Below are 23722 nucleotides of genomic sequence, written 5' to 3'. Positions count from 1 at the left end.
GGCGGACGGGCCCGGGACCCGACCGGCGAGATCAGCGCAAGGGAGGACAGGATGCAACTCAGGCAAATGGGCCACAGCGGCACGGCGGTGACCACGCTGTGCCTTGGGACGATGACCTTCGGAGCGGAGTCCTCCGAGGAGGCGTCGTTCCGGATGATGGACGACTACGCGGCGGCGGGCGGCAACTTCATCGACACTGCCGACGTCTACTCGGCCGGATTGTCCGAGCAGATCGTCGGCCGGTGGCTGAAGGCCCGCCCGACCGAGGCGGCGCAGATGGTCGTGGCCACCAAGGGCCGCTTCCCGATGGGCTCCGGCCCGAATGATCTCGGCCTGTCGCGCCGCCACCTGACGCGGGCGCTGGACGACTCCCTCCGTCGGATCGGGGTGGATCATGTGGACCTGTACCAGGTCCATGCCTGGGACGCCCTGACCCCCCTGGAGGAGACTCTTCGCTTCCTCGATGACGCGATCCGCGCGGGCAAGATCGGCGCCTACGGCGTCTCGAACTACCTGGGCTGGCAGATCACCAAGGCGGTCCACCTCGCCAAGGCGCACCACTGGGCGCCGCCGGTGACGCTCCAGCCGCAGTACAACCTGCTGGCCCGCGACATCGAGCACGAGATCGTGCCCGCCTGCCTCGATGCCGGGATCGGGTTGCTGCCCTGGTCGCCTTTGGGCGGCGGCTGGTTGACCGGCAAGTACAGGCGCGACCAGACGCCCACGGGAACGACCCGTCTGGGCGAGGACCCGAATCGTGGGGTTGAGGCTTTCGGACCCCGCAACGCACAGGAGCGGACCTGGAACATCATCGCCGCCCTGGAGGAGATCGGGACGACGCGCGGCGTCAGCATGGCTGAGGTGGCCCTGGCCTGGCTCGTGCAGAAACCTGCCGTCACGTCGGTGATCCTGGGCGCACGCACGCCCGAGCAACTGGCCGAGAACCTGAAGGCCGCGAACCTGACCCTCGCATCCGAAGAAATGTCCCGCCTGGACGCGGCCAGCGAACCGATCGTCGGTGATTACCCTTACGGCGCCAAGGGCATCGCGCAGCGGCATCGCCGCATCGAGGGCGGTCGCTAGCCGCAGGAACCGGCCCGTTCCGCTGACGTTGCGGCGGGACGGGCCGACTAGGCCAGGGGGACAGGACATGGCGGCGGGCTTCATCTTCGCGACGGGGGTCGAGAACAGCTACCCGACCATTCGCTCCGGCACCCATCGCGTGGACGAGATGGAGAAGTGCGGCCACTACACGCATTGGAAGCGCGACTTCGAATGCGTGGTGGAACTCGGGATCGAGTTCCTCCGTTACGGGCCCCCCATCCACACGACATGGCTCGGGCCGGGCCGCTACGATTGGGAATTCGCGGACCTCACCTTTGCCGAGATGAAGCGGCTCAGGATCATGCCGATGGTGGACCTGTGCCACTTCGGCGTCCCGGACTGGATCGGAAACTTCCAGAACGGCGATTTTCCGGACCTCTTCGCCATTTACGCCCGCGATTTCGCCGCCCGCTTTCCTTGGGTGCAGCTCTATACGCCGGTGAACGAGATGTTCATCTGCGCCACCTTCTCTGGGAGGAATGGCTGGTGGAACGAGCAGATGACGTCCGACCAGGGCTTCGTCACCGCGCTCAAGCACCTTGTGAAGGCCAATGTCCTTGCCATGCAGGCGATCCTGGAGGTGCGGCCCGACGCTCTCTTCATCCAAAGCGAGTCGTCGGAATACTTCCACGCCTCCTCCCCCGCCGCGATCAAGCTTGCGGAAACCTACAACCAGCAGCGCTTCCTGACGCTGGACCTGAACTACGGCCAGCGCGTCAACAGCGACATGTACGAGTTCCTGATGGACAACGGCATGACGCGGGACGAGTACCACTTCTTCCTCAACCAGCATCTGCGCCGTCACTGCATCATGGGGACGGACTACTACTTCACCAACGAGCATCGGGTCTACGCCGACGGCCGCGTGACCGCCTCGGGTGAGGTCTTCGGCTACGACGAGATCACGCGGCAATACCACGACAGATACCAACTGCCCGTCATGCACACCGAGACGAATCTCTGGGAAGGACCGACCGGACAGGAGGCCGTGGACTGGCTCTGGAAGCAGTGGGCGAACGTCCTGCGCGTCAGGAACATCGGCATCCCGATCCTGGGCTTCACCTGGTATTCGATCACAGACCAGGTGGACTGGGACTCCGCCCTGCGCGAGGACAATGGCACCGTGAATCCGCTCGGGTTGTTCGATCTCGATCGCAACATCCGTCCTGTGGGCAAGTGCTATAAGCAGCTGATCAAGGACTGGTCGACCGTGCTGCCTGCCCAAAGCCACTGCCTCGTGCTGCCCCTCGACATGCCCGACGGGGATAACGCCGAACCCGACAGCAAGGCCGAGCGGCTCCGCCGCCACGCGGTACGCAACATCGGTCGGACCGGCGGAGCGCGGCGTGGGCCCGGTCCGGGGCCCGACCGGTCGCCAGGGCCGCCGGGCGGCTGGTAGGGCCCCTCGCGTCCCGCAACCAGCCGCATTTCCATTGACGGGCACGAGCGCGTCCCTGATCTGGCATACTTGGCCGATGTCCGGCACGGTTCCCCCCTCACCATAGCACGAGCAGCGCAAGCCCTCCCCAGATGGCGAGCCCAACCAGAAAGGCCAGAGCCACCATAAGGGCCAGGGTTCGGTCGTTCTCGGGCTCGGGGCTTGGCAAACGGCCGACCAAAGGGACATCGTCAGGGGATGGATCCCGTCCGGTCGAAGGCTCCTGGATCGGCGCGGAACTCTCTAAGCCGTTTCTTCCATCCTCGTTCAATGGGGTCTCCGCCATCTCCTCAGGGGGAGGTAGCGCCATCTCCTCGCGTGGCCCCTGGGCCGAGTCCCCGATCCTGATAAGAACGGCGTGATGACTTGCACGTCGACGTACTCGCTTGTCAGCCATCCTCATGGGGATGCCGACACTCGGGCCCGCTGTTCGGGTCGGCAGAGGATCGCCGGTCAGCCGGGATGTCTGAGGATAATCGGCAGCGGATCCCGTGACACGCCCGCATTGACAAGGCAAAGCTGCAACACTCCTGATCCGCACACCGCGATCAGGATGATCCGGTCACTGGAACTGTGGCGAAGGATCGTGCTCTTGTGCGGGTGAATGACGACACGGGCACCAGCCCGGACGGAACGAGTGAACAACAGGGCCATGATCGGGACCAAGCTGGGACCAGACGCAAAGCGCGTTGGGCTCGGGGTTGGATCCCGCAAGAGGCCCGGGTGGACGGTAAGAGGACAAGAATGCGCAACCTACCTACACTCCGGAGTCTCCTTCTCGCCTCGGCGTTGGGACTCGGGGGCTGCGGCGTCACCTATGTGAGCCCGCTGGTGAACCAGAGAGACCAGAACGACGGCGTGACGGTGATCCCGGTCACCCGGGAAAGCGTGTTCACCGCCAACAACGGCGCGCCCTACACGCCGCGCAGCCTGCCCGCCGCGTTCTCGCAGACTGCTGGCGGAGGAACCCCACGCGGGGCCGGCGCACTCCCGCCGACGCCCGAAGTCCCGAACCTCGAACCCGGCACCCTGGAACTGCGGGTGCCGCCGCCGGCAACGCCCGAGCCTTACCGGCTTGGGGTCGGCGACGTGGTCGAACTGGCGACGCGCACCCCCACCAGCGGCGCCGAGGCCGTGACCGGCTCGATCTCCGGAGGCGAGGTCAGACAGGAATACACCGTCCGCGATGACGGCGCGATCGCGGTGCCCGAAGTCGGCACCGTCCAAGTCGGCGACATGACCATCGAGGACGCCGAGCAGCGCCTGTTCGAGCGTTTCATCGAGACAGGAATCGATCCGAACTTCAGCCTTCAGATCGCGGAGTTCAATTCCCAGTCGATCACCGTGGGCGGCGATGTGGGCGCGCCGGGCGCCGTGCCCGTCACCCTCAACGTTCCCACGCTGGATCAGGCGCTGGCTGCGGCGGGCGGCCTTGACGTGGACACGCCCGAATACGCGTCGATCCGCATCTACCGGGGTGGTACGCTGTACCAGGTGCCCGTCGAAGACTACCTCAACCGCGGCGACCTCCAGTCTGTGCAACTCCTCCCGGGTGATTCGGTCTTCGTGGACACGAGCTACGACCTCGACCGGGCGTTCGAGTACTTCGAGCGTCAGATTACCGCATCGAGCCTGCGGCGTGATGATCGCACCGCCGCCCTGACCGAGCTGTCCGCGGAAATCGGGATCCGTCGGGCCCAGCTCGACGAGGTACGCTCCGTCTTCGAGAGCCGTTCGGACCTTGGCGCCGAGGATCGGGATTACGTCTACCTCGCCGGCGAAGTGTCCGAGCAGACGCGCTATCCCCTGCCCTACGACCAGCAGGCCTCTCTTGCCGATGCGCTGTTCGAAACCGGGGGCTTCCAGACCGAGACCGGCAACCCGTCGCAGATCTACGTCCTTCGCCAGTCCACCGATCCGCGACTGGCCGAGCCCGTGATCGCATGGCACCTGGACGCCCGCAACGCGGGCAACCTGATCCTGGCCACCCAGTTCGAGCTTCGGCCCAACGACATCATCTTCGTCGAGGAACAGCCGATCACCCGGTGGAACCGCGCCTTCCAGCAGTTCTTCCCGACGATCTTGTCCGAAGCCTCGTCAGCCGCGGACTGACGGCGACGCGTCCCATCAGGCCATCCCTTCCGGGGGTGGCCCGGAACACCACGGCGCAAAAGCGCGGATCGGCGGCCCGCACTGGGGACGCTTAACCTCACCCGAACTTGCCCGGCTTCGCCCCTTGTCTTGGCGATACCATCGGAACATGCCGACCGCTCTGGTCCTGATACGGGGTCGGCTGACACATCCCGACATCCCGGGGACGTCCTCTCGGCCGACTTGGCCTGCTCAGCAAAAGAAAACGGCCGGTCCACTGACCGGCCGTTCGCATTCCGGGCCATGAGGTCCTGGCTCAGGCCTCGTAATAGCTGCGGCCATAGCGGGCATAGGCCCCATAGCGGCCGCCGTAGCCATAGCGCTTCATCCCCTTGGGATCGACGCGGGACAGCACCAGCCCGGTGACGGGCACATTGACCGACCGGAACTGCCGGAGCCCGTCTTCGACCTGGCCCTTGGGCGTATGGTCCCAATGCACCACATAAACGACGGCGTCGGCCAGTTGGCCGATCACCCGAGCATCCGGCACGACCAGCACCGGCGGCGTGTCGATGACGATGTAATCGTAGGCCCCTCGCGCCTGCTCGATCAGGCGCTGGAAGCTGTCGGACGAGAACAGGTCGGCGGCATTGACGTTGGACCGCTGCTCGCCAGCCAAGACGTCGATGTCCAAACCTTCAGGCCGGAACACCGCGCCCTCCAGGCTGTCCCGTCCGGCGATCACCGACAGGATGCCGCCCTTGCCCGGAGCCTGCCGGAAGTACGCCGCAAAGGTGCGACGGCGGATGTCGCCCTCGATCAGCAGGACCCGCTTGTCCAGGCCGGCCAGGTTCTGGGCCAGCGCGATGGTCAGAGTCGTCTTGCCCTCGTTCGGAACCGAGGAGGTTGCCATGATGACCTGGGGCGGCCGGTCCACGTTCGACAGGAGGAGCGAGGTCCGAAGGTTCCTGATCGCTTCGGCCGCAGCCGAGGTCGGCTTCGACAGGAGATACTTGATGGTGTCGACGCGGGCACGGGTGGGAATCCGGGGGATCTGCCCCAGCACGGTCCGACCGGTGTACTGCTCCAATTCTTCCGCGCTGCGGAAGGTGTTCTGCAGGAACTCTCGCAGCAGAACGAGCGCCGAACCCAGCAGAAGGCCGGCCATCAGCGCCATGACCAGCATGAGCGAACGCCGCGGCGCTACCTGCTCGCCCGGGCGGGCTTCGGTCAGGATGCGGCTGTCGGACTGGTGGACGCTCTCCTGGACGGTCGTTTCCTTGAGACGGGTCAGGAAGCTCTCGTAAAGCACGCGCGTGGCCTCGGCTTCCTGCTCCAACTGCTGGAGTTCCTGGAAATCGACCGACTGCCCCTCGAACTGGGTAGACAACTCGTCCACCCGGCGCTGAAGCTCGGTGATGAGGGCCTCGGCCCGCTGCTGTTCGGCTTCGGTCTGCAGGATGACCTGTACGAAGCGACGGTCGAACCGAGCCTGTGCGCCCGGCTCGGAGGACGCGACGGCACCTGCAGCGGATTCGAGCTGTCCGTCTTGCGCCGCGTCCAGCTTGATCTGGATGTCGTCCGAGAATTCGGCCGCCCGCAGGGCCTGCAGGCGTTCGTTGATCCGCTCGAGTTGGCCTCGGACTTGCTGAAGCTGGCTCCGCAACTCGATGGCCTGCCCGTTGAGAGCATCAAGGCCTTCCGCACTGACCAGAGAACTGCTTGCGCGCAGGTCAGAGATCCGCCGTTCATGGGTGTCGAGTTCGGACCGAAGCTCGCTGACACGACCAGACAACCATTCCGCAGCCTGCTCCGTGGCCTCGATCTTCATGCGGGCCTGATCATCGCGATAAACCCGAGCAAGCGTGTTGGCCAGCAGGGCCGACTTGTCAGGATCCTCGGTCGTGGCCGAGATCGTGAAGACATAGGTATCCCAGCTGCTGCCCGTCTCGATGGCACCGCGCACAGCGTCAATGACGTCGCGCCGCTCCTCCTCGGGCAGAACGGGGTCCTCCACAGTGGCGGTTTCGCGATTAAGCCAACCCCGGACGACGTCCTTGGCCCGCGCGATCAGGCCAGGCTGGTCATCGGATGTCTCGATGGCGCCGTTGAACTCGGGGTCCTGGGTCAGTTGCAGCTCGTCCACCAGGCGGCCGATGAGATCACCGGAGGTGATGACAGCCATTTCCGTGTTGATGCTGGCTTCGTCGCCCGCAAAGCCCAAGACAACCGCCTCGACGTTCATCACTGACGGGGTGCTGACCTCCAAAGCCATCTGCGCCGTCGCCGTGTAAAGTGGCTGGGCCGTGACGAAGGCCTTGTACCCCCCATAGGACAGGGTTAGCGCGGCGCAGAGCGCGATGGAGTGCTTACCGCGCCAGAGCGTGCGCATCACCTCCAGAAGATCGACTTCGTCCCCGGCCTCGGCGTGACGGACGGCGGGCTGCAGCTCATAAGCTGGCACGGGTTTTTGCATCACGGCCTTGTCTCTCGCCTCGGAGCATCCGGGCTCTATTAGACCAGGTTCGCCGATTGGATAAGTATTAAACTTAACCCTGAGACTCACGATCCCACGAGGTTTCATCTCTCCAGTAAACTACTGCCTTACATACATAAAGTTGCCCCACCCTGGATCGACGGGCTCGGTGGCTGACTCGCCATTGAGCGGTTTGATGCTTACGTGGCTACACTTGGACGTGTAGACCTGACGGCTGACTGACCGGATGTTGCGGCCAGCGCAGCGTATCCACAGCCAACCTGCCGGGTCCAGATCGACTTCGGGTACGATTGCTCGCCGAGAGGTCACCACACCCCCGGGTCGCGCGGCATCTACACCTCAAGGTTGCAGGAATTTGTCGACTTCGCCTCTTTTGGCTTTCCATCGCACGCCTGTCACCTTAATGGCCTGTTTAACCTGTCTTGAAGCAGGGACGACGAGGGACACGGATGCTGGGCAGGACTGGAGACGCGCCGCGCGGAGGCGGAGCGGCGATGGCGAACATTCTGGCCGAGGGCGGCTGGGGCGAAACGGGCCAGATTGCGTCGGGCCAGGTCGGGTCGGGCCAGGTCGGGTCGGGCCAGATCGGGTCGGGCCGCTCGCGTGCCGGTTATCTATGGGTCAAGCGTGCCGGGGACGTGCTGGGCGCTTTGGTGCTGCTGGCGCCCCTGGGGCTGGTGGCGCTGCTGCTGGTCGTGCTGAACCCGTGGTTCAACCGCGGCGGGCTTTTCTTCGTGCAAACTCGCATGGGCCAGGGAGGACAGCCGTTCCAGGCCTGGAAGTTCCGCTCGATGACGGACGCCACCCAGGTGGCACGTGGCGCGTTCGATGCTCTCGACCGTCACCGCATCACTCCCCTGGGCGGCCTTTTGCGTCGCACGCGGTTGGACGAGTTGCCGCAGGTGCTCAATGTGCTCCAGGGCGAGATGAGCCTGATCGGGCCCCGGCCCGACTTCTTCGACCACGCCCGCGTGTACGCCGAACAGGTGCCGGGTTACCGCGAGCGCCACACCGTGCGCCCCGGCATCTCGGGCCTCGCGCAGGTCGAGGTGGGCTACGTGGACGGCCTCGACGGCCTGCACGCCAAGGTGGCCGCCGACCTCCACTACGTCCGCCACGCCTCCCTCCGCCTCGACCTGTGGATCGCCTGCCGAACCCTCCGCGTCGTCCTGGGCGCCAAAGGCGCTTGATCTATGCACAGCGTGGCCCCGGACGAAGCCCGAAGGGGCGCCTTCAGGGGCTTCGTTCGGCTGCGCTGGATGCCGGTCGCACAGGGACTTGATTCCGTTCGTCGGCGACGCCATGCGGGAACGCGCGCGAGTTGACCGCGGCGTATCCGTCCCAGCTTCCCGGACCAAGCTTCCTGCCATGGCACCAGCGATCACCACAGATGAGGATGGCGCCGCCGACGCAGTCCTGGCCCGCGCGCTTTGCGGGCCGGTCGCCTGCCCGCCGCAGGTTCGGCCCGAAGTCGTCGTTCGGCGCGCACTCTATCACGGCGTTGCCGGATGCCTGACCGGGACCGTCGAGGGCTGGCCATCCGAAGCGGCCGAAGCGTTGCGCCGTGCCGCCATGGCGCAGGCGATGTGGGAGATGCGGCACAGGCTGGTGCTGTCCAACCTCCTGTCGGTCATGGCCGCCTCCGAAGTCCGAGTGCTGGTACTCAAGGGATCGGCGCTGGCCTATGACCTTTACGAGCCTTCCGCTGCGCGTGCGCGCGGGGACAGCGACATCCTGATCGCGCCCGCCGACCGCGACACCGCGCGCCGAGTTTTGGCGGCCCAGGGGTTTGCTCACTTTTATGACGATCCGACCGGGGACGAGGCCGTCCGGCTTCAGGAAACCTGGACCAAGCAGACGCCCGACGGGCTGGTTCACGATGTGGACCTCCACTGGCAGGCCCTCAACTCGCCCCTGCTCGCCCATGCGCTCCAGTTCGATGCTGTGTGGGCCCGCCGGCACCCCTTGCCTCGGCTGTGCCAAGCAGCCTTCGGCTTGCCTCGGGATGGCGCGCTCCTGCTGGCCTGCGCGCATCGGGCCCAGCACATCGTCAACCCGTACTACGTGGACGGCCAAGTCCACTACAGCGGCGACCGGCTGATCTGGCTCCGCGACATCGACCTTTTGGCGCGCGTCATAGAGCCCGCCGAGTGGCAGGACTTCGAGGCCGCCGCTGCCAAGGCTGGGCTGGCGCGCGTGGCGCTGGACGGGCTGGCGATCGCCGCGCGGCAACTGGGCACGCCTGTGCCGGCCGGAACGGTCGGCCGCTTGTCTGCCGCACCCCAGGACACCCCCGAGACGCGCTACCTGCTGGGCAGCCATCAGGCCGGACGCGCTTTGCGGGATCTCCGCGCGGTGCCGGGCTTGGGCCGGAAGATCGGGTTCCTCTGGGGTCGGCTGGTGCCCCCTGCCAGCTTCATGCGGGCCAAGTACCCGGACCGCTCCAAGGAGCCCCTGCCCGTTCTCCATCTCCGCCGCATCGCGGCTTTCCTGAGGCCGCGTCCGCGAGGGAGGGGCACCTGACCCTCACCCGGCTCCGTCACCTGGCCCGACCTCATACCGGGGCCCTTGCGCTCCTGGCGGTCTTGATGCTGGCCGAGTCCGGCGCCATGCTGCTGCTGCCCGCGTTGGCTGGACGAATGGCCGGTGCGATCCTGGAAACGGCGGGTGTTGCGCTTGCGCCAGTGGCGGCGTTGCTCGTTCTGGTCCTAACCCTCGCGGCAGTTCTGCGCGCCGCCTTGGGGATAGTGTCGGGTCGTGCGACGGCCCGGCTGCTGGCCGAGATGCGAACCCAAGTCCACGATCACCTCCAGGCGCTGCCACTGTCCTTTCACCAGCGGCACACCCAGGGGGACCTGCTGGCGCTTTCGACCTACGAGATCGAGCGTCTGGGACGTCTCATGACCGAAACGCTGGCAGGCCTGCCGGCGCAGGCGGTGACGGCCTTGGGCGCGGTGATCCTCATGGCGCGGATCGACATGGCCTTGGCCCTGGCGGTGCCGCTAATCGTGCCCGTGTTCTACCTGGCCCTCAAGGTCGTGGGTCGCCGCCTGCGGGGCCTCGCCCAGTCCATACAGGAAGCCGAGGCGCAGGTGGTGGCCACTGCCTCGGAAGATCTGGCGATGCTGCCCGCCATCAAGGCCTTCACCCGAGAGGATCAGGCAACCCGGCGCTTTGGCCAACAGGCCGGGACCGCGCGCGACCTCGCGATCCGCGAAGCCGAGATCTATGCGGTCTTCGGCCCAGCCACGAGCCTCGTGGCCGGGATCGGCGCGGTCCTTCTTCTGGCTCTGGCCGGTCAGCGCCTGCAAGCAGGGGCGATGTCGCCGTCCGAGATGGTCAGCCTTCTCCTTTATGCGGCCCTCCTGACCCGCCCCGTGGCGGAACTGGCCCATGTCTATGGACGCGTCCAGTCGGCGCGCGGCACCCTCGCCCGCCTGTCCGAGATCCTCGACACGCCGCCCGAGCCGCAGCCTGTCCATGCGCCGCGACTGCACCGGGCCAAGGGTGCGATCGCCTTCGAAGACGTCTACTTTGCTTATCCGGGGCGCGAATCGGCTCTCCGAGGAGTGACCCTGTCCATCCGCCCCGGCGAGACACTGGCCCTGACCGGCGCGAATGGCGCGGGCAAAACGACGATGACCTCACTCCTCCTGCGGTTCGAGGATCCGCAACAGGGCACGGTCCGGCTCGATGGCATGGACCTTCGCGCCATCGCGCTGCGCGACCTGCGCCGACAGATCGGCCTCGTGCCCCAGCGGCCGCTCCTGTTTCACGGCACGGTGCGCGACAACATCGGCTTCGGCCGGGACGGCGCGACCGTGGCCGAGATCGAGGCCGCCGCACGCCTCGCCCAAGCGCATGACTTCATCCTCGACCTGCCCGAAGGCTACGACACGCGCATCGGAGAGAATGGTGTCCGGCTGTCGGGCGGTCAGGGGCAGCGGATCGCGCTCGCGCGGGCGATCCTGAAGGATCCACCCATCCTCATCTTGGACGAGGCGACGTCGATGTACGATCTCGACGGAGAAAGCGCCTTTGTGGCCGCCGCGGCCTCGGCCCTCAAGAATCGAACCGTTGTCGTTATCACCCACCGGCCCGCGACGCTAGCCCTCGCGGACCGTGTGGTCCGGCTGGATGCGGGCCGGATCGTCGCCGACCGGAGCGCGGCATGAGCGGCATTTGTGGCATCCTTAGGCTCGATGGTGGGCCGCCTGACGGCATCGAGGCCATGGCCGCCCTTCTGGAACGGCGCGGCCCCAACGCGACCCGGATCCATCGGGAAGGCCAGGTCGCCTTGGGCCACACGCTGCTCGCCACCACGCCGGAAGCACGGCACGAGGTCATGCCGCTGACCGATCCCGCGACGGGCTGCACGATCACTGCGGATGTCCGGCTCGACAACCGGGCAGAGCTGCTGGCTGCACTGGACCTCCTCGGGACCGGCCGCGTGATCGGCGACGGGGAGATCATCCTCCGGGCCTGGCTGGCCTGGGGCGAGGGTTGCCTCACCCGCCTGCTGGGCGACTTCGCCTTTGCCATATGGGATCCGCGCGCTGAGCAGATCATTGCGGCGCGCGACCCTATGGGGATGCGGCAGCTCGCTTATGCGCACCGCGAGAACCGCCTGCTGGCCTTTGCGACCGAGCCTCGGGCCGTGCTCGAGGCTCAGGGGGTTCCGCCCGACCTGGATACGGGTCGGATCGCAGACTATCTTGAGGATTACCTCGAGGCCATCGACGTCGAGTCGACCTTCTTCCAGCATGTCCGCCGTCTGCCGCCGGCCCATTGGCTCGTGGCGGATGCCAGGGGCCTGACCGTCCGGCGCTACTGGTCCCTGGTCCCGGGCCCCGAGATGCGCCTTGGAAGCGACCAAGCCTATGCGGACGCCTTCCTCGACGTGTTCACCGAAGCGGTGCGATGCCGCCTGCGAAGCGACGGCCCGGTCGGCTCGATGCTGTCCGGAGGGCTCGACTCGGGCTCGGCGGTCGCCGTCGCGACGCGCCTCCTCGCGGCCGAGGGCCGCGGGCCTCTCCCCACGTTTTCCGTGATCCATTCGGCGGACCCCGATTGCGCCGAGACACGGGCCATCCGGGCCAGCCTTACCATTCCGGGCCTGGACCCGCATCTGGTGGATGTGGCGGACCTGTCCCCCTACATGGACGACCTGCACGAGGCTCTCCGGTCCCTGAAGGAGCCATTCGACGGTCAGATGAACCTCGTGCGCAGCGCCTATATCGCCGCAGAGCGCGCAGGCGTGCGGGTCGTGCTGGATGGCGTGGCCGGGGACATCGTTCTGACCGACGGGAACCGGATGGGGCAGTTGATCCGCGCGGGCCGATGGACGACGGCCTGGAACGAGGCGGTGGCCGAGGAACGGTACTGGAGCGGGGAGCACACGCGCTGGCGGTTCATGGGAGAGGCTCTCCGGCAAGCGGCGGTTCCGGACTGGCTTCGCCGCGCTCGGCGTCGCTGGAGCGGCCTGGACGATGCCCGTCCGAAGGGCGCCCTCCTCCATCCCGACTTCGCCCGGCAGGTTGATCTTCGGTCGCGCGTTGCGCGGTGGCGGCGGAACAGTTTCGCCCCGGCGCCATCCCAGGCCGCGTGGCGCGCGGCCAGCATCAGCGGTCCGGTCCTGCTGGTGGGGCGGGAGCGCTATGACCGCGTCGCGGCGGGGCACGGGATCGAGCCGCGCGACCCCTTCATGGACCTCCGCGTCATCGAGTTCTGCCTTCGCTGCCCGTCCTCGCAGATGAAGACGGACGGCTGGCCCAAGGTGCTGCTGCGACGCGCGCTTCGGGGCCTGCTACCCGAGGAGGTGCTTTGGCGTGCGGGGCGAACCCATCTCGGGTGGACACTGACCCAATTGCTGATCCGGTCCGCCGACAAGCATGGCGCAATGCCGGGCCCCAGCGACACAACTGCAACCCTGCTCAACCAGGCATTGAACCTGCCCTATGGACAGCCACTGAGCAGACCATTAGTAGACGACCTACGCTGGGACAGGACGGTCTTGGCGCTTTGGTCGAATTCGGCATACGGACCGAAGCCATGACCACCAGACACTCCTAGGAAGCAACAAGGACGAAGCGATGAACAATCAAGAGCAGAGTGCCGCCAAGAAGTACGCCGCTCCCACGCTGACGGTGCATGGTACGGTCACGGCCCTGACGGCTTCCGGCACCAAGGGCACCAAGGAAAGCAACAAAGGCCAGGAACGGGGCCGCATCCGGCCCTGAAGCCGCCCAGGCCTGGGACGCCGGCCTAGGTTCAACTGGCGTATTTCGCCCTGTGCTCGTCCGAGGATCGGGGTTGAGAACCAGCCCTGCGATTCGCATCTGGCCCAAGTCACCTGAAAGCCAGTGACCCTTGGATGTGATGACCAAAGCGTCACGTCCCAAGCGCACGGGCTGTCGCGATCGTGCCAAGGTGGGCATGGCGGATGTCCTTGTGGAACGTCCGTCGGGCGCCAGCCTTCTGGCCGACATGGCCCAGGCGGCCGGAACCAGGTCTCCTGCACCGATCTCGGAGCATCGGAGAACAGGGTCTATCGTTCCGAGGGGGTCCAGCAGCCCTGATCGGGATGGCCGGATTAGGCATCGCTGATGGTTCAAGCCTTTGATCATCCCTCCGCGTCTCGTGACCTCGACCCGTTCGGCTTGCCGGGCTGGAGCTTCCGCCGTGGCGAGGCAGCGCCAGCCCGGGCTTCGTCCTGGACCTGGAATGACGGGTGCGGCACCGAAACAGGCAAGGCCGAGGACGGCCCCGACAGGCTCGTCCGCACCGAAGGCATTGCCTCCGCCCGCGTGTCCTTTGAAACCCGCTCCGTGCTGGTTCATGACGTGGACCCAGAGGCCGAGGACGAACTGGTGGCGCAGTGGGTCGGCGATCATGTCGCGCCACGGATCCTGTCCCATCTGGGGCATCTGGTGATCCATGCCGGCGCGGTCGCTCCGGCACCCAACTCGGCCGTGCTGTTCGTCGCGCCATCTGGCCACGGCAAGTCGACGCTGACCGGATACCTGCACCAGACCGGATGGCCGCTGCTCGGGGACGACGCGGTCGACCTGCGCCACGAGGACGAGACCGTCCTGGCACGAGCGCTTTATACCCGGCTCAAGCTGCTGCCCGACGCTTGGGCTCAGCTTTATTCGCAGGCCGGGGCGGACTCGCGGCCCACAGGGCGCAAGATCAGCGTGGCAGTCGGCAACGCGGCCTCCACTCCGGCGGACCTCAGGCTGCAGGGGCTCTTCTTCCTGTCCGACCCTTGCCAAGCCGGGAAGCGTCGGATCGCCCGGCTTCCTCCGTCCGAGGTGTGCATCGAACTCCTCCGCAGCAGCTTTGCCCTCGATCCCGCTGATCGGATGAAGGCCGGACAGCGGATGCGCCTCGCGAGTCTGGTGGCCAATGCGGTGCCGGGCTATGCCTTGACCTATCCCCGAACCTTCGACGAACTGCCCCTGGTGCGCGCCATGATCGCCGAGACGATCGGCTTGGAGGGCCCCCGATAAGCCATGCTTGGCCGAAATCGGTGGCCCGCACCCAGGTTGCTATGGAATCGCCACGAGGTCGGACGGTGATCTCGCCAATATCGCCCTACTTGAACCGGACAGCGGTAGAGCAATGCGGGTCATTTGCATCCTGTCGCCGCGCACGGTTTTGGGTGGATTCGTGAGGAGCTGATGATCGACGCCTACCCTTTGGACCTGTCCCCCTCCCCCGAGGCCCTCGAGAGCCGCGTCGGAGATGAGACGGTGATCCTCCATCTCGGCAACGACACCTATTACGGGCTCGATACGCTGGGCACTGAGATCTGGGGCCTTCTCAAGGAACGGGTTCCGCTGACCGAGATCCGCGACCGTCTGGCCGCCGACTACGGCGTGAGCGCGGCGACCATCGAAGCCGACATGGTGCGCTTCCTCGACGATCTCATGCGAAACGGCCTCCTGGTGCATGGCTAGGCGGAAGCTCGTCGCGGTTCACCTGCTGTACCTCGGGCCACGGACTTGGTTCGACCTCGGTCGCGCGGCCCTTGAGCTCGGCCGCGCGCGCTGGCGCCTGGGCCGCCACTCGGGGCGGGCCCTGATGCGGATGGCGCGCCAGGGCAACCCTACGAACCCCAAGGCAGGGCTGACGGACAGCACTATGGTGGATCGCGTGGCCTTTGCCGTGCCGCGCGTGGCCGGCCATGTTCCCTGGCGCGCCGACTGCTTCGTCCAAGCCCTTGCGGCACAATCCTGGCTCGCCCGCACCGGGGTCCCGAGCGACATCCTTATCGGCGTCCGACAGGACCGGGCCCCCGGCTTCGAGGCCCATGCGTGGTTGCGGCATGGGGACAGGATCGTCACCGGCGGCGATGTCAGCGGCTTCGTCCCACTCGTCACGCCCGACCGCGACCTTTGATCCCAAGGGGCTTTGCGTCGCACGCGGTTGGACGAGTTGCCGCAGGTGCTCAATGTGCTCCAGGGCGAGATGAGCCTGATCGGGCCCCGGCCCGACTTCTTCGACCACGCCCGCGTGTACGCCGAACAGGTGCCGGGCTACCGCGAGCGCCACGCCTCCCTCCGCCTCGACCTGTGGATCGCCTGCCGAACCCTCCGCGTCGTCCTAGGCGCCAAAGGCGCTTGATCTATGCACGTTATAGGCGAGTGATTGCCGATCCATTGTTCCCCTGCGGTGGACAGTCGAGGCGCTCCGTGTCATGCGCGCCCCTACGACGACACGCTGGACCGTACGGTTGTTTCCCTGTCGCCGGCCATATCGATTAGACCGACGTCACATATCGCGACCGGTCTCGCACCGCCAGCCGCCCGGGCGCGGCCACGACACGGACAAGGAGCCCTACGAAGTGACCAAGCGAGCCCTGATCACAGGTGTCACCGGCCAAGACGGCTCCTACCTTGCCGAGTTCCTGCTCGAGAAAGGCTACGAGGTCCACGGCCTCAAGCGCCGGGCCTCCCTGTTCAACACGCAGCGCGTGGACCACATCTATGAGGATCCCCACGAGAACGGGCGCTTTCGCCTGCATTACGGCGACCTCACCGATACCTCGAACCTGACGCGCATCCTGTCCGAGATCCGACCGGACGAGGTCTATAATCTGGGCGCGCAGTCGCATGTGGCGGTCAGCTTCGAGGCCCCCGAGTACACCGCCGACGTCGATGCCGTGGGCACGCTGCGCCTTCTGGAAGCGATCCGCTTCCTGGGCATGGAGAAGACCACCCGGTTCTACCAGGCCTCGACCTCCGAGCTTTACGGCCTCGTGCAGGAAACGCCGCAGACCGAGCGGACGCCGTTCCACCCGCGCAGTCCCTATGCCGTCGCCAAGATGTACGCCTATTGGATCACGGTGAACTACCGCGAGGCTTATGGGATGTACGCCTGCAACGGCATCCTCTTCAACCACGAGAGCCCCCGCCGCGGCGAGACGTTCGTGACCCGCAAGATCACGCGCGGGTTGTCCAACATCGCGATGGGCCTCGAGAAGTGCCTTTACATGGGCAACATCGACTCCCTCCGCGACTGGGGCCACGCCAAGGACTATGTCCGGATGCAGTGGATGATGCTCCAGCAGGACGAGCCCGAGGATTACGTGATCGCCACCGGTGTCCAATACTCGGTCCGCGAGTTCATCACCTGGGCCGCGCATGACCTAGGCATGACCCTCAAGTTCATGGGCAGCGGCGTGGAGGAGGTCGCGGTCGTGGACCGGGTCGAGGGCAAACACGCGCCGATGGTCAAGGAAGGTCAGGTCGTGATGCGGATCGACCCGCGCTACTTCCGCCCCGCCGAGGTCGAAACGCTGCTGGGCAACCCCGCCAAGGCCAAGCAGAAGCTGGGCTGGGTGCCCGAGATCACCGCGCGCGAGATGTGCCGCGAGATGGTCGCGGCGGACCACCTCTCCGCCCGGCGGCAGGCGCTGCTCAAGACGCATGGGCTCGACCTGCCTATCAGCGTCGAGAACTGACGGCCCCGAGGAGCAGACCAGAATGGCGCGAATCTTCGTGGCAGGGCACCGCGGCATGGTGGGCGGCGCGATCCTGCGGCGCATCCAGGCCGAAGGGCGCGACGAGCCCATCACCCGCACCCATGCGGAACTGGACCTGACGGATCAGGCGGCCGTCCGTGACTTCATGCGGGCCGAGCGGCCCGACGCAGTGATCCTGGCTGCGGCCAAGGTCGGCGGCATCCATGCCAACAACACCTACCCGGCCGACTTCATCTACGACAACCTGCTGATCGAGGCGAACGTGATCGGGCAGGCCCATGCGGCGGGGGTCCAGCAACTCCTGTTCCTGGGCTCGTCCTGCATCTACCCGCGCGAGGCGCCCCAGCCGATGGCCGAGGACGCGCTTCTGACCGGAACGCTTGAGCCCACCAACGAGCCCTACGCGATCGCCAAGATCGCCGGGATCAAGCTGTGCGAAAGCTTCGCGCGGCAGCACGGGCGCGACTACCGCTCGGTCATGCCCACGAACCTTTACGGGCCGGGCGACAACTTCCATCCCGAGAACTCTCATGTCCTCCCCGCCCTGATCCGCCGCTTCCACGAGGCGGCGCGGGACGGGCGCGATGAGGTCACCATCTGGGGCACGGGCACCCCCCGTCGCGAGTTCCTCCATGTGGATGACATGGCCGAGGCCTCGCTTTTCGTGATGGGGCTGGACCGGGCCACCTACGAGGCGAACACCCGGGCGATGCTGTCGCACATCAACGTCGGGACGGGCGAGGACATCTCCATCGCCGATCTCGCGCGGATGGTGGCCGAGGTGACGGGGTTCGGGGGCCGCATCGGCTTTGACACGGCCAAGCCCGACGGCACCCCGCGCAAGCTGATGGATGTGGGCCGTCTTGCCTCCATGGGCTGGCGGGCAAGGACCCCATTGCGCGACGGCCTCGCCGAGACTTACGAATGGTTCAAGCAAGGAGCGGGAGATATCCGGCAGTGACCGGGCGCAGAACCTGGCCCGCCGGGCCGTCCTTCCCCAGCCGGATCCGATGAGATCATGAACAAGACCGTCCTGACCCCGCCCCAATCCGACGTCGCTGACCGACGCCCCACGACCGCGGAGACGCCGATGGCCACGATCCACCCTGTCCTCCTGTGTGGCGGCTCGGGCACCCGTCTCTGGCCGCTCAGCCGCAAGAGCTACCCCAAGCAGTTCGCGGCCCTTCTGGGCGAGGAGAGCCTGTTCCAGGCTTCGGCCCGGCGTCTGTCGGGCGCGCTCTTCGCGGCCCCTGTGGTGGTCACGGCCGATGCCTTTCGCTTCATCGCGGCCGAGCAGCTGGACGAGACCGGCATCATGCCCTCCGCCCTTCTCATCGAGCCCGAGGGGCGCGACACCGCCGCCGCGATCCTGGCCGCGACGCTTCAGGTCGCCCATGACGATTCCCGGGCGCTGATCCTGGTCGCCCCGTCCGACCACGTCATCCCGGACGCGCAAGGCTTCCGCGACACGGTCGCAGCCGCCGCACCCACGGCCGAGGCCAGGCGCATCGTGACCTTCGGGATCACCCCCGACCGACCCGAGACCGGCTACGGCTATCTCGAACTTGCGGCTCCGCCCTCGGGGGAGACCCCCGAGCCCCTGCCTCTCGTGGCCTTCGTCGAAAAGCCGAATGCGGAACGCGCCAAGGCCATGCTCGCGGACGGGCGGCACCTGTGGAACGGCGGCCTGTTCCTGTTCCGGGCCGACGTCATGATCGACGCGGCCCGCCGCCATGCCCCGGATCTCCTGACCGCGGTCGAGGCCGCGCTAGGCGGGGCCAAGCGCGACCTGGGCTTCTGCCGCCTCGATGCGGTGGCCTGGGCCAAGGCCCCTGCCATCTCGATCGACTACGCGATCATGGAAAAGGCCGACAACCTGTCCGTGATGCCCTACACCGGGCGCTGGTCGGACCTAGGCGACTGGGCCTCGGTCTGGCGCGAAACCCAGGAGGACGGGTCCGCCACCTCCGGCGCGACTACCGCCATCGACTGCGAGGGCACGCTGCTGCGGTCCGAGGCGCCGGGCCAGCGGATCGTCGGGATCGGGCTGCAGGACATCGTCGCCGTGGCTATGCCGGACGCCGTTCTGGTCGCCCACAAGGACCGCGCGCAGGACGTGAAGGCCGCCGTCGCCGCCCTGAAGCAAGAGGGCGCGCGGCAAGCCGAGACCTTCCCGCGCGACCACCGCCCCTGGGGCTGGTTCGAGAGCCTTGCCATGGGCGACCGCTTCCAGGTGAAGCGCATCGTAGTCCACCCGGGGGCGGCGCTGAGCCTGCAAAGCCACCACCACCGCTCGGAACACTGGATCGTGGTCCAGGGCACCGCGCGGGTCACGGTGAACGACGACGTCCGGCTTGTGACCGAGAACCAGTCGATCTACATCCCGCTGGGAGCCAAGCACCGAATGGAGAACCCGGGCAAGCTGCCCATGGTTCTCATAGAGGTGCAGACCGGTCCCTATCTGGGCGAGGACGACATAGTCCGCTACGAGGACGTCTACGCCCGGACCTGATCATCGCCCCAAACAACCTCGGTACGTTGTCCTTGGTCCTCCCGGCCAGAGACTCCCTCCCGCTTCCGATTTTGACGACAGGCAGGCACGCCACGATGGCTAACTTAGCAACCGAACGGACGATCGCCCTTAAGGGTATCGCCTGGCTTTCCTTGGCCGCCATCGGCATCAAGGTTATGTCGTTTGCGAACCAAGTCTTGCTCGGGCACATTGCCTCGCCCGAAACATACGCCGTCTTCGCCATTGGCGCGGCGGCGCTAGCCCTGACTTCGGGCTTCTACAGCACCGGCATCGGCAAGTCGCTAATCCAGCGGCAGGATGAGTTCCATCAGCTGTCGCGCGACTACTCCGCCTTCGCGATCCAGCTCAGTCTTATCGGGGTGGTCCTCATGGCGGCGGCGAGCGTAATGCTTGCCCGGATCTACGACATGCCAGCCCTCATGACCGTGATCCTCCTGACCGCGCTGAGCGTGCCCCTGACCGCGGTCAAGAACATTTATCTGAGCGCGCTGTCGCTGGACCTGCGGTTTCGGACCATCTCGCTCAACAGCATGGCGCAGGCGACGTTCTACTATATCGCTATCTTGGTCATCGCCCTGGCCGGGGCCGAGACGATCAGCATTGCCGCCGCCCTTTCGCTGTCGGTGCTGTTCCAAGTCTGGCTGCTGCGCCGCGAGGTGCTGGACACGGCGGTTGGCCTTGCCATTGACGCGCACCGCTTCTGCGAGATCTTCTGGAGCCTGCGCTGGATCATCGGCACTGGGATGGTCTTTGGGCTGACCCAGAACGGCGACTATATCGTGCTGGGCCTCGTGCTGCCCGAGCACGACCTCGGGCAGTATTACTTCGGCTTTCTCTTGACGGCGAACCTAGGCGTGCTCCTCACCTCCAGCGTTGGGCAGGCATCCATGCCGATTTTTGCCCGGCTTCAGAACAGCCCGGCGGAGCTTCGCGACCAATTTCATACCATGTGCAGTGGCATGGCCTGCCTCAGTTCCCTGCTGTCGCTGGGCCTGCTGGGCCTGCTGCCGCTCGTCACCCACTTGGTCTGGAGCGGCAAATGGGACGAGGCGGCGCTGGTCGGGACCGTCATCGCTATTACGCTGCCGCTCCGCCTTCACCAAGCCGTCGGCTTCTCTGTCTTGGAGGCGCGGGGCCGCTGGCGGCTTCGGGCCGTGCTGATGATAATTGATGCCGGGTCGCTCATGACCGCGGCAGCGGTGGGCGGCTATGCCGGAGGGCTCACCGGCGCTGCCGTCTGCGTGGCGGCCCAGCAAGGCTTTATCGGGCTCTTGAGCTACACCGTGGCTGCGCAGCGTATAGGCATAAGCCACCGGGAACAGGCGGCGCGGCTCGGACGCGCCTTCCTGCCTCTGGTCCTCGGGATTGCGATCCTAGGTTTGGCGTCGTCCATGGTCTCGGGCGGTTCGGTGGCCTGGGCTCTTCCCGCCGCCACAGCACTGGCAGTGCCGGCAACAGCCCTTGCCCTCCTGACGCTTATAGGATCGAGCTGGCTGCTGAACCGAGAGGGTTTCGGCACCCTTACTGGGGCGCTCGCGCGTGGGCGCCCCCGGGCCACCTTGTAGGAGGTTCTGCCGATGGCAACGTCGTCCGACGTCGATGACCGTGCTGCTCGCCCAACGATCTCGCGGATCGCCGAGCGAGTGACGATTGTCCAGCCGGCCCTGCCGAGCTACAGGGTTGATCTTTTCGACCGGATGGCCGCCATCCTTGGCGACCGTTTCCGGGTCTATGCCTCTCCGGCAGACATGGGTGCCCTCACCCGGCACGAACGGATGCCCAGCTGGTTCAGCCACCTCGGTCCGATGCGCCCCTTGCTGCGTGGCCGTGCCCACTGGCAGACGGGCGCGCTGGGCGTCAAGGTGAGGCGCGGCGATATCGTCGTTGTCTGCGGAGCGCCACGCTGCCTGACAAACCTCCTGCTGTTGGCCAAGGCCCGACTCGTGGGAGCGCGGACCGTGTGGTGGGGCCACTATTGGAGCTCCACCAGCCGAAGCTGGCGATTGGCGCTACGGCTGCCGATGATGCGGCTCGGCAACGCCCAGATCTTCTATACCGATGCCGAGGTGCGCGAGTACAGCGCAGAGCTGGGCTACAACCCCGGGAGCCGCGTGTCGGCCCTGAACAACGGACTGAACACCGACCCTATTGAAGCCTGCCGCGCACCCTATCTGGCCGCCGACCGGCCGCGGGCCTTATTCTTCGTCGGGCGGATTGAGCCAAAGGCGCGTCTCGACCTGCTACTGCGGAGCCTCGCCCGGCCGGAGCTTGAAGGCGTGGAACTGCGGGTGGTGGGTGACGGCTCCATGGTCGGGTCATTGCGCGGCTTGTCGCGCGAGCTGGATCTCGACAGACGCGTCCACTGGCATGGCGGCACGACCGACGAAGCCACCATTGCTGCGGCGGCCAACGCCTGCCGGCTGTTCGTCTATCCCGGCGAGGTAGGCCTGAGTTTGGTGCATGGCATGGCCTATGGACTTCCCGCCGTCGTCCATTCGGACCGTTGGACCCACATGCCCGAGATCGCCGCCTTCTCGAACGAGACGACCGGACGATCCTTCCCTCCAAACGAGGAAGCCGGGCTCGCGGCGGCGATCGCCAGCCTAATTGACCTTCCGGGAACGCTGGACCGGATGTCGGCGGCCAGCCTGTCGACGGTGCGCGACGGTTTCAACACAGCCCAGATGACCGAGCGGTTCTTGGCCGCGATCCGAGGCCTTGAGGAGTTGGCCTCGTGAGCCCGTTCGCGGCGGCCAAGGCGTCGTCGTCCCCCATGCCGTCCGCCGACCGGAAGGCCGGCACAAACCCCGGACGCACGGTGCGGCAGCGCAAGGTCGGCATCGCCGTCTGGAGTTCCGGGATTGAGGCGGCCAACGGCCAAGCGATCGTGACCCGCCGTGTCATGGCCGCACAGGAGAGCGTAGAGTGGACGCCAGCGATTTATGTGGCCGGCGGGCGTGGCTGCGCCATGGCAAGCGTCGCCGTAGCGGCTGCCCGGCTCTGGTCCGCATTGCTGCGGGGCCGAGCCTCGGTCACCTACGTGGTCTGCTCGCGCTCCAACGCTGGTTTCCTGCGCGACGTGCCGGCTCTCCTGCCGGCACTCCTGGGCTGGCGGACGGTCGTGCACGTCCACGGCTCCGATATTGCGGATCTGCTGGTCGCGCGTCAGGTGTCGCCCCTGGCGCGGTGGTTCTACCGCCGGTGCGAGATAATCGTCCCATCGGCACATGTAGTTGAAGCGCTAGCTGGCCTGCCGTTCCAGGCCCTGCACATGTGCGAGAACTTCCTGCCCGGCTATCCCGGTCCCGAGCCACTCCACGCGACGGGAGGCCCGCTTCGGGTAGCATGGAACTCCAACATCCTCGCTAGCAAGGGTTTCTTCGACGTGGCCGAGGGCGTTCGCGCCGCGGTGGCAGCCGGCACGCCCGTCCGGCTAGTCGCGGTTGGGGCGCCGCTAGCTGATCCCGAGATGGACCTGCCCCAAGTCGAGGCGCGGCTCGCGGCGCTGCGGGCCGAGCCTTGGTTCGAGTACCTCGGCCCCGTCCGGCCCGAGGCCGCCAGCGACCTTGTGGACCAGTCGGATCTCGTGGCCCTTCCCTCACGATACGCCAGCGAATGCCAGCCGCTCGCTCTCATCCAAGCGATGTGCCGTGCCAAAGAGGTCCTGGTGCTCGACACACCGGCTTTGCGGGCAACCGCGGCGGGCTACCCTGCCCGGGTGCTCCCCGACGCGTGGCCTGCCACAGTGGCCGGCGCTCTCGCCGTGGCGCTGGCCGAGCGCGAAGCGCGGGCAGAGCTCCTCAGTGAAGCCGCCACGATGGCGCGGCGGCGCTTCTCGTCCGGGATGTTCGATGCGCGGATGCAGGAGATCCTGGTAGGGCCCTGAAGCCGAGTGGCCAGGCCCTGTCGCGCCGGTCAGGCCGCCACAGCCGGCACAGAGCCAGACGTCGGCAGGGGCTCGGAAGCTCGGCGCGCCGAGGCTGCGAAGGTGAGCGATGTTTAGGTGTTTAGTCCCGCCATCAAGTGGCACGGCTCCTCGTGGAAAAGCTCGGGCCTGGACTGCCATTCTTT

At 66.7% G+C, this 23722-nt stretch carries 19 protein-coding genes; 18 read left to right on the top strand and 1 reads right to left on the bottom strand.

Features of this window, described 5'->3' with window-relative positions; genetic code table 11:
- Positions 1 to 51: 51 nt before the first annotated feature.
- The 3 genes from FHG66_RS17910 to FHG66_RS17900 all read left to right on the top strand — a co-directional run bounded on the left by FHG66_RS17910 (position 52) and on the right by FHG66_RS17900 (position 4654).
- Positions 52 to 1083: an aldo/keto reductase gene (locus FHG66_RS17910; protein WP_139078419.1), complete on the top strand. Its 1032-nt coding sequence runs from the start codon at positions 52 to 54 to the stop codon at positions 1081 to 1083.
- Between the two features lie 67 nt (positions 1084 to 1150).
- A complete protein-coding gene (locus FHG66_RS17905; protein ID WP_139078418.1) occupies positions 1151 to 2503 on the top strand; it encodes a family 1 glycosylhydrolase in 1353 nt (450 codons plus the stop codon).
- 783 nt (positions 2504 to 3286) lie between these two features.
- The gene (locus tag FHG66_RS17900) at positions 3287 to 4654 is read left to right on the top strand and encodes a polysaccharide biosynthesis/export family protein (protein ID WP_176556332.1); all 1368 of its coding nucleotides are present in this window, start codon (positions 3287 to 3289) and stop codon (positions 4652 to 4654) included.
- Between the two features lie 295 nt (positions 4655 to 4949).
- On the opposite strand, the gene FHG66_RS17895 is transcribed toward FHG66_RS17900, so the two are convergent.
- On the bottom strand, positions 4950 to 7109 hold the full coding sequence (locus FHG66_RS17895; RefSeq protein ID WP_246082673.1) for a polysaccharide biosynthesis tyrosine autokinase: 2160 nt from the start codon (positions 7107 to 7109) through the stop codon (positions 4950 to 4952).
- Positions 7110 to 7624: 515 nt separating this feature from the next.
- Here FHG66_RS17895 and FHG66_RS17890 point away from each other — a divergent pair.
- The 15 genes from FHG66_RS17890 (at position 7625) to FHG66_RS17820 (ending at position 23537) form a co-directional block, all read left to right on the top strand.
- On the top strand, positions 7625 to 8320 hold the full coding sequence (locus FHG66_RS17890; protein ID WP_139078416.1) for a sugar transferase: 696 nt from the start codon (positions 7625 to 7627) through the stop codon (positions 8318 to 8320).
- 178 nt (positions 8321 to 8498) lie between these two features.
- Positions 8499 to 9653 (top strand): nucleotidyltransferase family protein, encoded by a 1155-nt coding sequence (locus FHG66_RS17885; RefSeq protein WP_176556330.1) that lies wholly within the window; start codon positions 8499 to 8501, stop codon positions 9651 to 9653.
- A gap of 62 nt (positions 9654 to 9715) precedes the next feature.
- On the top strand, positions 9716 to 11305 hold the full coding sequence (locus FHG66_RS17880) for an ABC transporter ATP-binding protein (RefSeq protein WP_281282966.1): 1590 nt from the start codon (positions 9716 to 9718) through the stop codon (positions 11303 to 11305).
- The gene (locus FHG66_RS17875; RefSeq protein WP_139078413.1) at positions 11302 to 13185 is read left to right on the top strand and encodes an asparagine synthase-related protein; all 1884 of its coding nucleotides are present in this window, start codon (positions 11302 to 11304) and stop codon (positions 13183 to 13185) included. Before FHG66_RS17880 ends, FHG66_RS17875 begins: the two co-directional genes overlap by 4 nt.
- A 37-nt stretch (positions 13186 to 13222) precedes the next feature.
- Positions 13223 to 13369 carry a lasso RiPP family leader peptide-containing protein gene (locus FHG66_RS17870; protein ID WP_139078412.1) on the top strand — a complete coding sequence of 49 codons (147 nt, stop codon included), beginning with the start codon at positions 13223 to 13225 and terminating at the stop codon, positions 13367 to 13369.
- A gap of 366 nt (positions 13370 to 13735) precedes the next feature.
- A complete protein-coding gene (locus tag FHG66_RS17865) occupies positions 13736 to 14641 on the top strand; it encodes a phosphoenolpyruvate carboxykinase (ATP) (RefSeq protein WP_139078411.1) in 906 nt (301 codons plus the stop codon).
- Between the two features lie 171 nt (positions 14642 to 14812).
- Complete coding sequence (locus FHG66_RS17860; RefSeq protein ID WP_139078410.1) at positions 14813 to 15091, top strand: PqqD family protein; 279 nt, start codon at positions 14813 to 14815, stop codon at positions 15089 to 15091.
- Positions 15084 to 15533, top strand: coding sequence for a lasso peptide biosynthesis B2 protein (locus FHG66_RS17855; protein WP_139078409.1), 450 nt, complete (start codon positions 15084 to 15086; stop codon positions 15531 to 15533). The genes FHG66_RS17860 and FHG66_RS17855 overlap by 8 nt, the downstream gene beginning before the upstream one ends.
- A 45-nt stretch (positions 15534 to 15578) precedes the next feature.
- Positions 15579 to 15758 (top strand): sugar transferase, encoded by a 180-nt coding sequence (locus FHG66_RS22695; RefSeq protein WP_425471756.1) that lies wholly within the window; start codon positions 15579 to 15581, stop codon positions 15756 to 15758.
- Positions 15759 to 15978: 220 nt separating this feature from the next.
- Entirely contained in the window at positions 15979 to 17097 is a 1119-nt protein-coding gene (gene gmd / locus FHG66_RS17845; protein ID WP_246082671.1) for a GDP-mannose 4,6-dehydratase, read from the top strand.
- A 22-nt stretch (positions 17098 to 17119) separates the two neighbouring features.
- Positions 17120 to 18079 carry a GDP-L-fucose synthase gene (gene fcl / locus FHG66_RS17840; RefSeq protein ID WP_139078406.1) on the top strand — a complete coding sequence of 320 codons (960 nt, stop codon included), beginning with the start codon at positions 17120 to 17122 and terminating at the stop codon, positions 18077 to 18079.
- A gap of 129 nt (positions 18080 to 18208) precedes the next feature.
- Positions 18209 to 19630, top strand: coding sequence for a mannose-1-phosphate guanylyltransferase/mannose-6-phosphate isomerase (locus FHG66_RS17835; protein ID WP_139078435.1), 1422 nt, complete (start codon positions 18209 to 18211; stop codon positions 19628 to 19630).
- A gap of 95 nt (positions 19631 to 19725) precedes the next feature.
- The gene (locus FHG66_RS17830; protein WP_139078405.1) at positions 19726 to 21216 is read left to right on the top strand and encodes an oligosaccharide flippase family protein; all 1491 of its coding nucleotides are present in this window, start codon (positions 19726 to 19728) and stop codon (positions 21214 to 21216) included.
- 12 nt (positions 21217 to 21228) lie between these two features.
- Complete coding sequence (locus FHG66_RS17825; RefSeq protein WP_139078404.1) at positions 21229 to 22389, top strand: glycosyltransferase family 4 protein; 1161 nt, start codon at positions 21229 to 21231, stop codon at positions 22387 to 22389.
- Positions 22386 to 23537 (top strand): glycosyltransferase family protein, encoded by a 1152-nt coding sequence (locus FHG66_RS17820; RefSeq protein WP_139078403.1) that lies wholly within the window; start codon positions 22386 to 22388, stop codon positions 23535 to 23537. Before FHG66_RS17825 ends, FHG66_RS17820 begins: the two co-directional genes overlap by 4 nt.
- The last annotated feature ends 185 nt before the right edge of the window (positions 23538 to 23722 follow it).

The organism is Rubellimicrobium rubrum (assembly GCF_006152115.1).
Classification (GTDB): Bacteria; Pseudomonadota; Alphaproteobacteria; order Rhodobacterales; family Rhodobacteraceae; genus Rubellimicrobium; species Rubellimicrobium rubrum.
Note: the sequence above shows the minus strand (reverse complement) of the source record. Positions and strands in the feature narration are given on the sequence as shown.

Coding starts and splice junctions, on each gene's coding strand:
- FHG66_RS17885 (WP_176556330.1), top strand. CDS start 8,499: ATGGCACCAGCGATCACCACAGATGAGGATGGCGCCGCCGACGCAGTC.
- FHG66_RS17860 (WP_139078410.1), top strand. CDS start 14,813: ATGATCGACGCCTACCCTTTGGACCTGTCCCCCTCCCCCGAGGCCCTC.
- FHG66_RS17825 (WP_139078404.1), top strand. CDS start 21,229: ATGGCAACGTCGTCCGACGTCGATGACCGTGCTGCTCGCCCAACGATC.
- fcl (WP_139078406.1), top strand. CDS start 17,120: ATGGCGCGAATCTTCGTGGCAGGGCACCGCGGCATGGTGGGCGGCGCG.
- FHG66_RS17830 (WP_139078405.1), top strand. CDS start 19,726: ATGGCTAACTTAGCAACCGAACGGACGATCGCCCTTAAGGGTATCGCC.
- FHG66_RS17875 (WP_139078413.1), top strand. CDS start 11,302: ATGAGCGGCATTTGTGGCATCCTTAGGCTCGATGGTGGGCCGCCTGAC.
- FHG66_RS17905 (WP_139078418.1), top strand. CDS start 1,151: ATGGCGGCGGGCTTCATCTTCGCGACGGGGGTCGAGAACAGCTACCCG.
- FHG66_RS17910 (WP_139078419.1), top strand. CDS start 52: ATGCAACTCAGGCAAATGGGCCACAGCGGCACGGCGGTGACCACGCTG.
- FHG66_RS17890 (WP_139078416.1), top strand. CDS start 7,625: ATGGCGAACATTCTGGCCGAGGGCGGCTGGGGCGAAACGGGCCAGATT.
- FHG66_RS17870 (WP_139078412.1), top strand. CDS start 13,223: ATGAACAATCAAGAGCAGAGTGCCGCCAAGAAGTACGCCGCTCCCACG.
- FHG66_RS17865 (WP_139078411.1), top strand. CDS start 13,736: ATGGTTCAAGCCTTTGATCATCCCTCCGCGTCTCGTGACCTCGACCCG.
- FHG66_RS17835 (WP_139078435.1), top strand. CDS start 18,209: ATGGCCACGATCCACCCTGTCCTCCTGTGTGGCGGCTCGGGCACCCGT.
- FHG66_RS17900 (WP_176556332.1), top strand. CDS start 3,287: ATGCGCAACCTACCTACACTCCGGAGTCTCCTTCTCGCCTCGGCGTTG.
- FHG66_RS17895 (WP_246082673.1), bottom strand. CDS start 7,109: ATGCAAAAACCCGTGCCAGCTTATGAGCTGCAGCCCGCCGTCCGTCAC.
- FHG66_RS17855 (WP_139078409.1), top strand. CDS start 15,084: ATGGCTAGGCGGAAGCTCGTCGCGGTTCACCTGCTGTACCTCGGGCCA.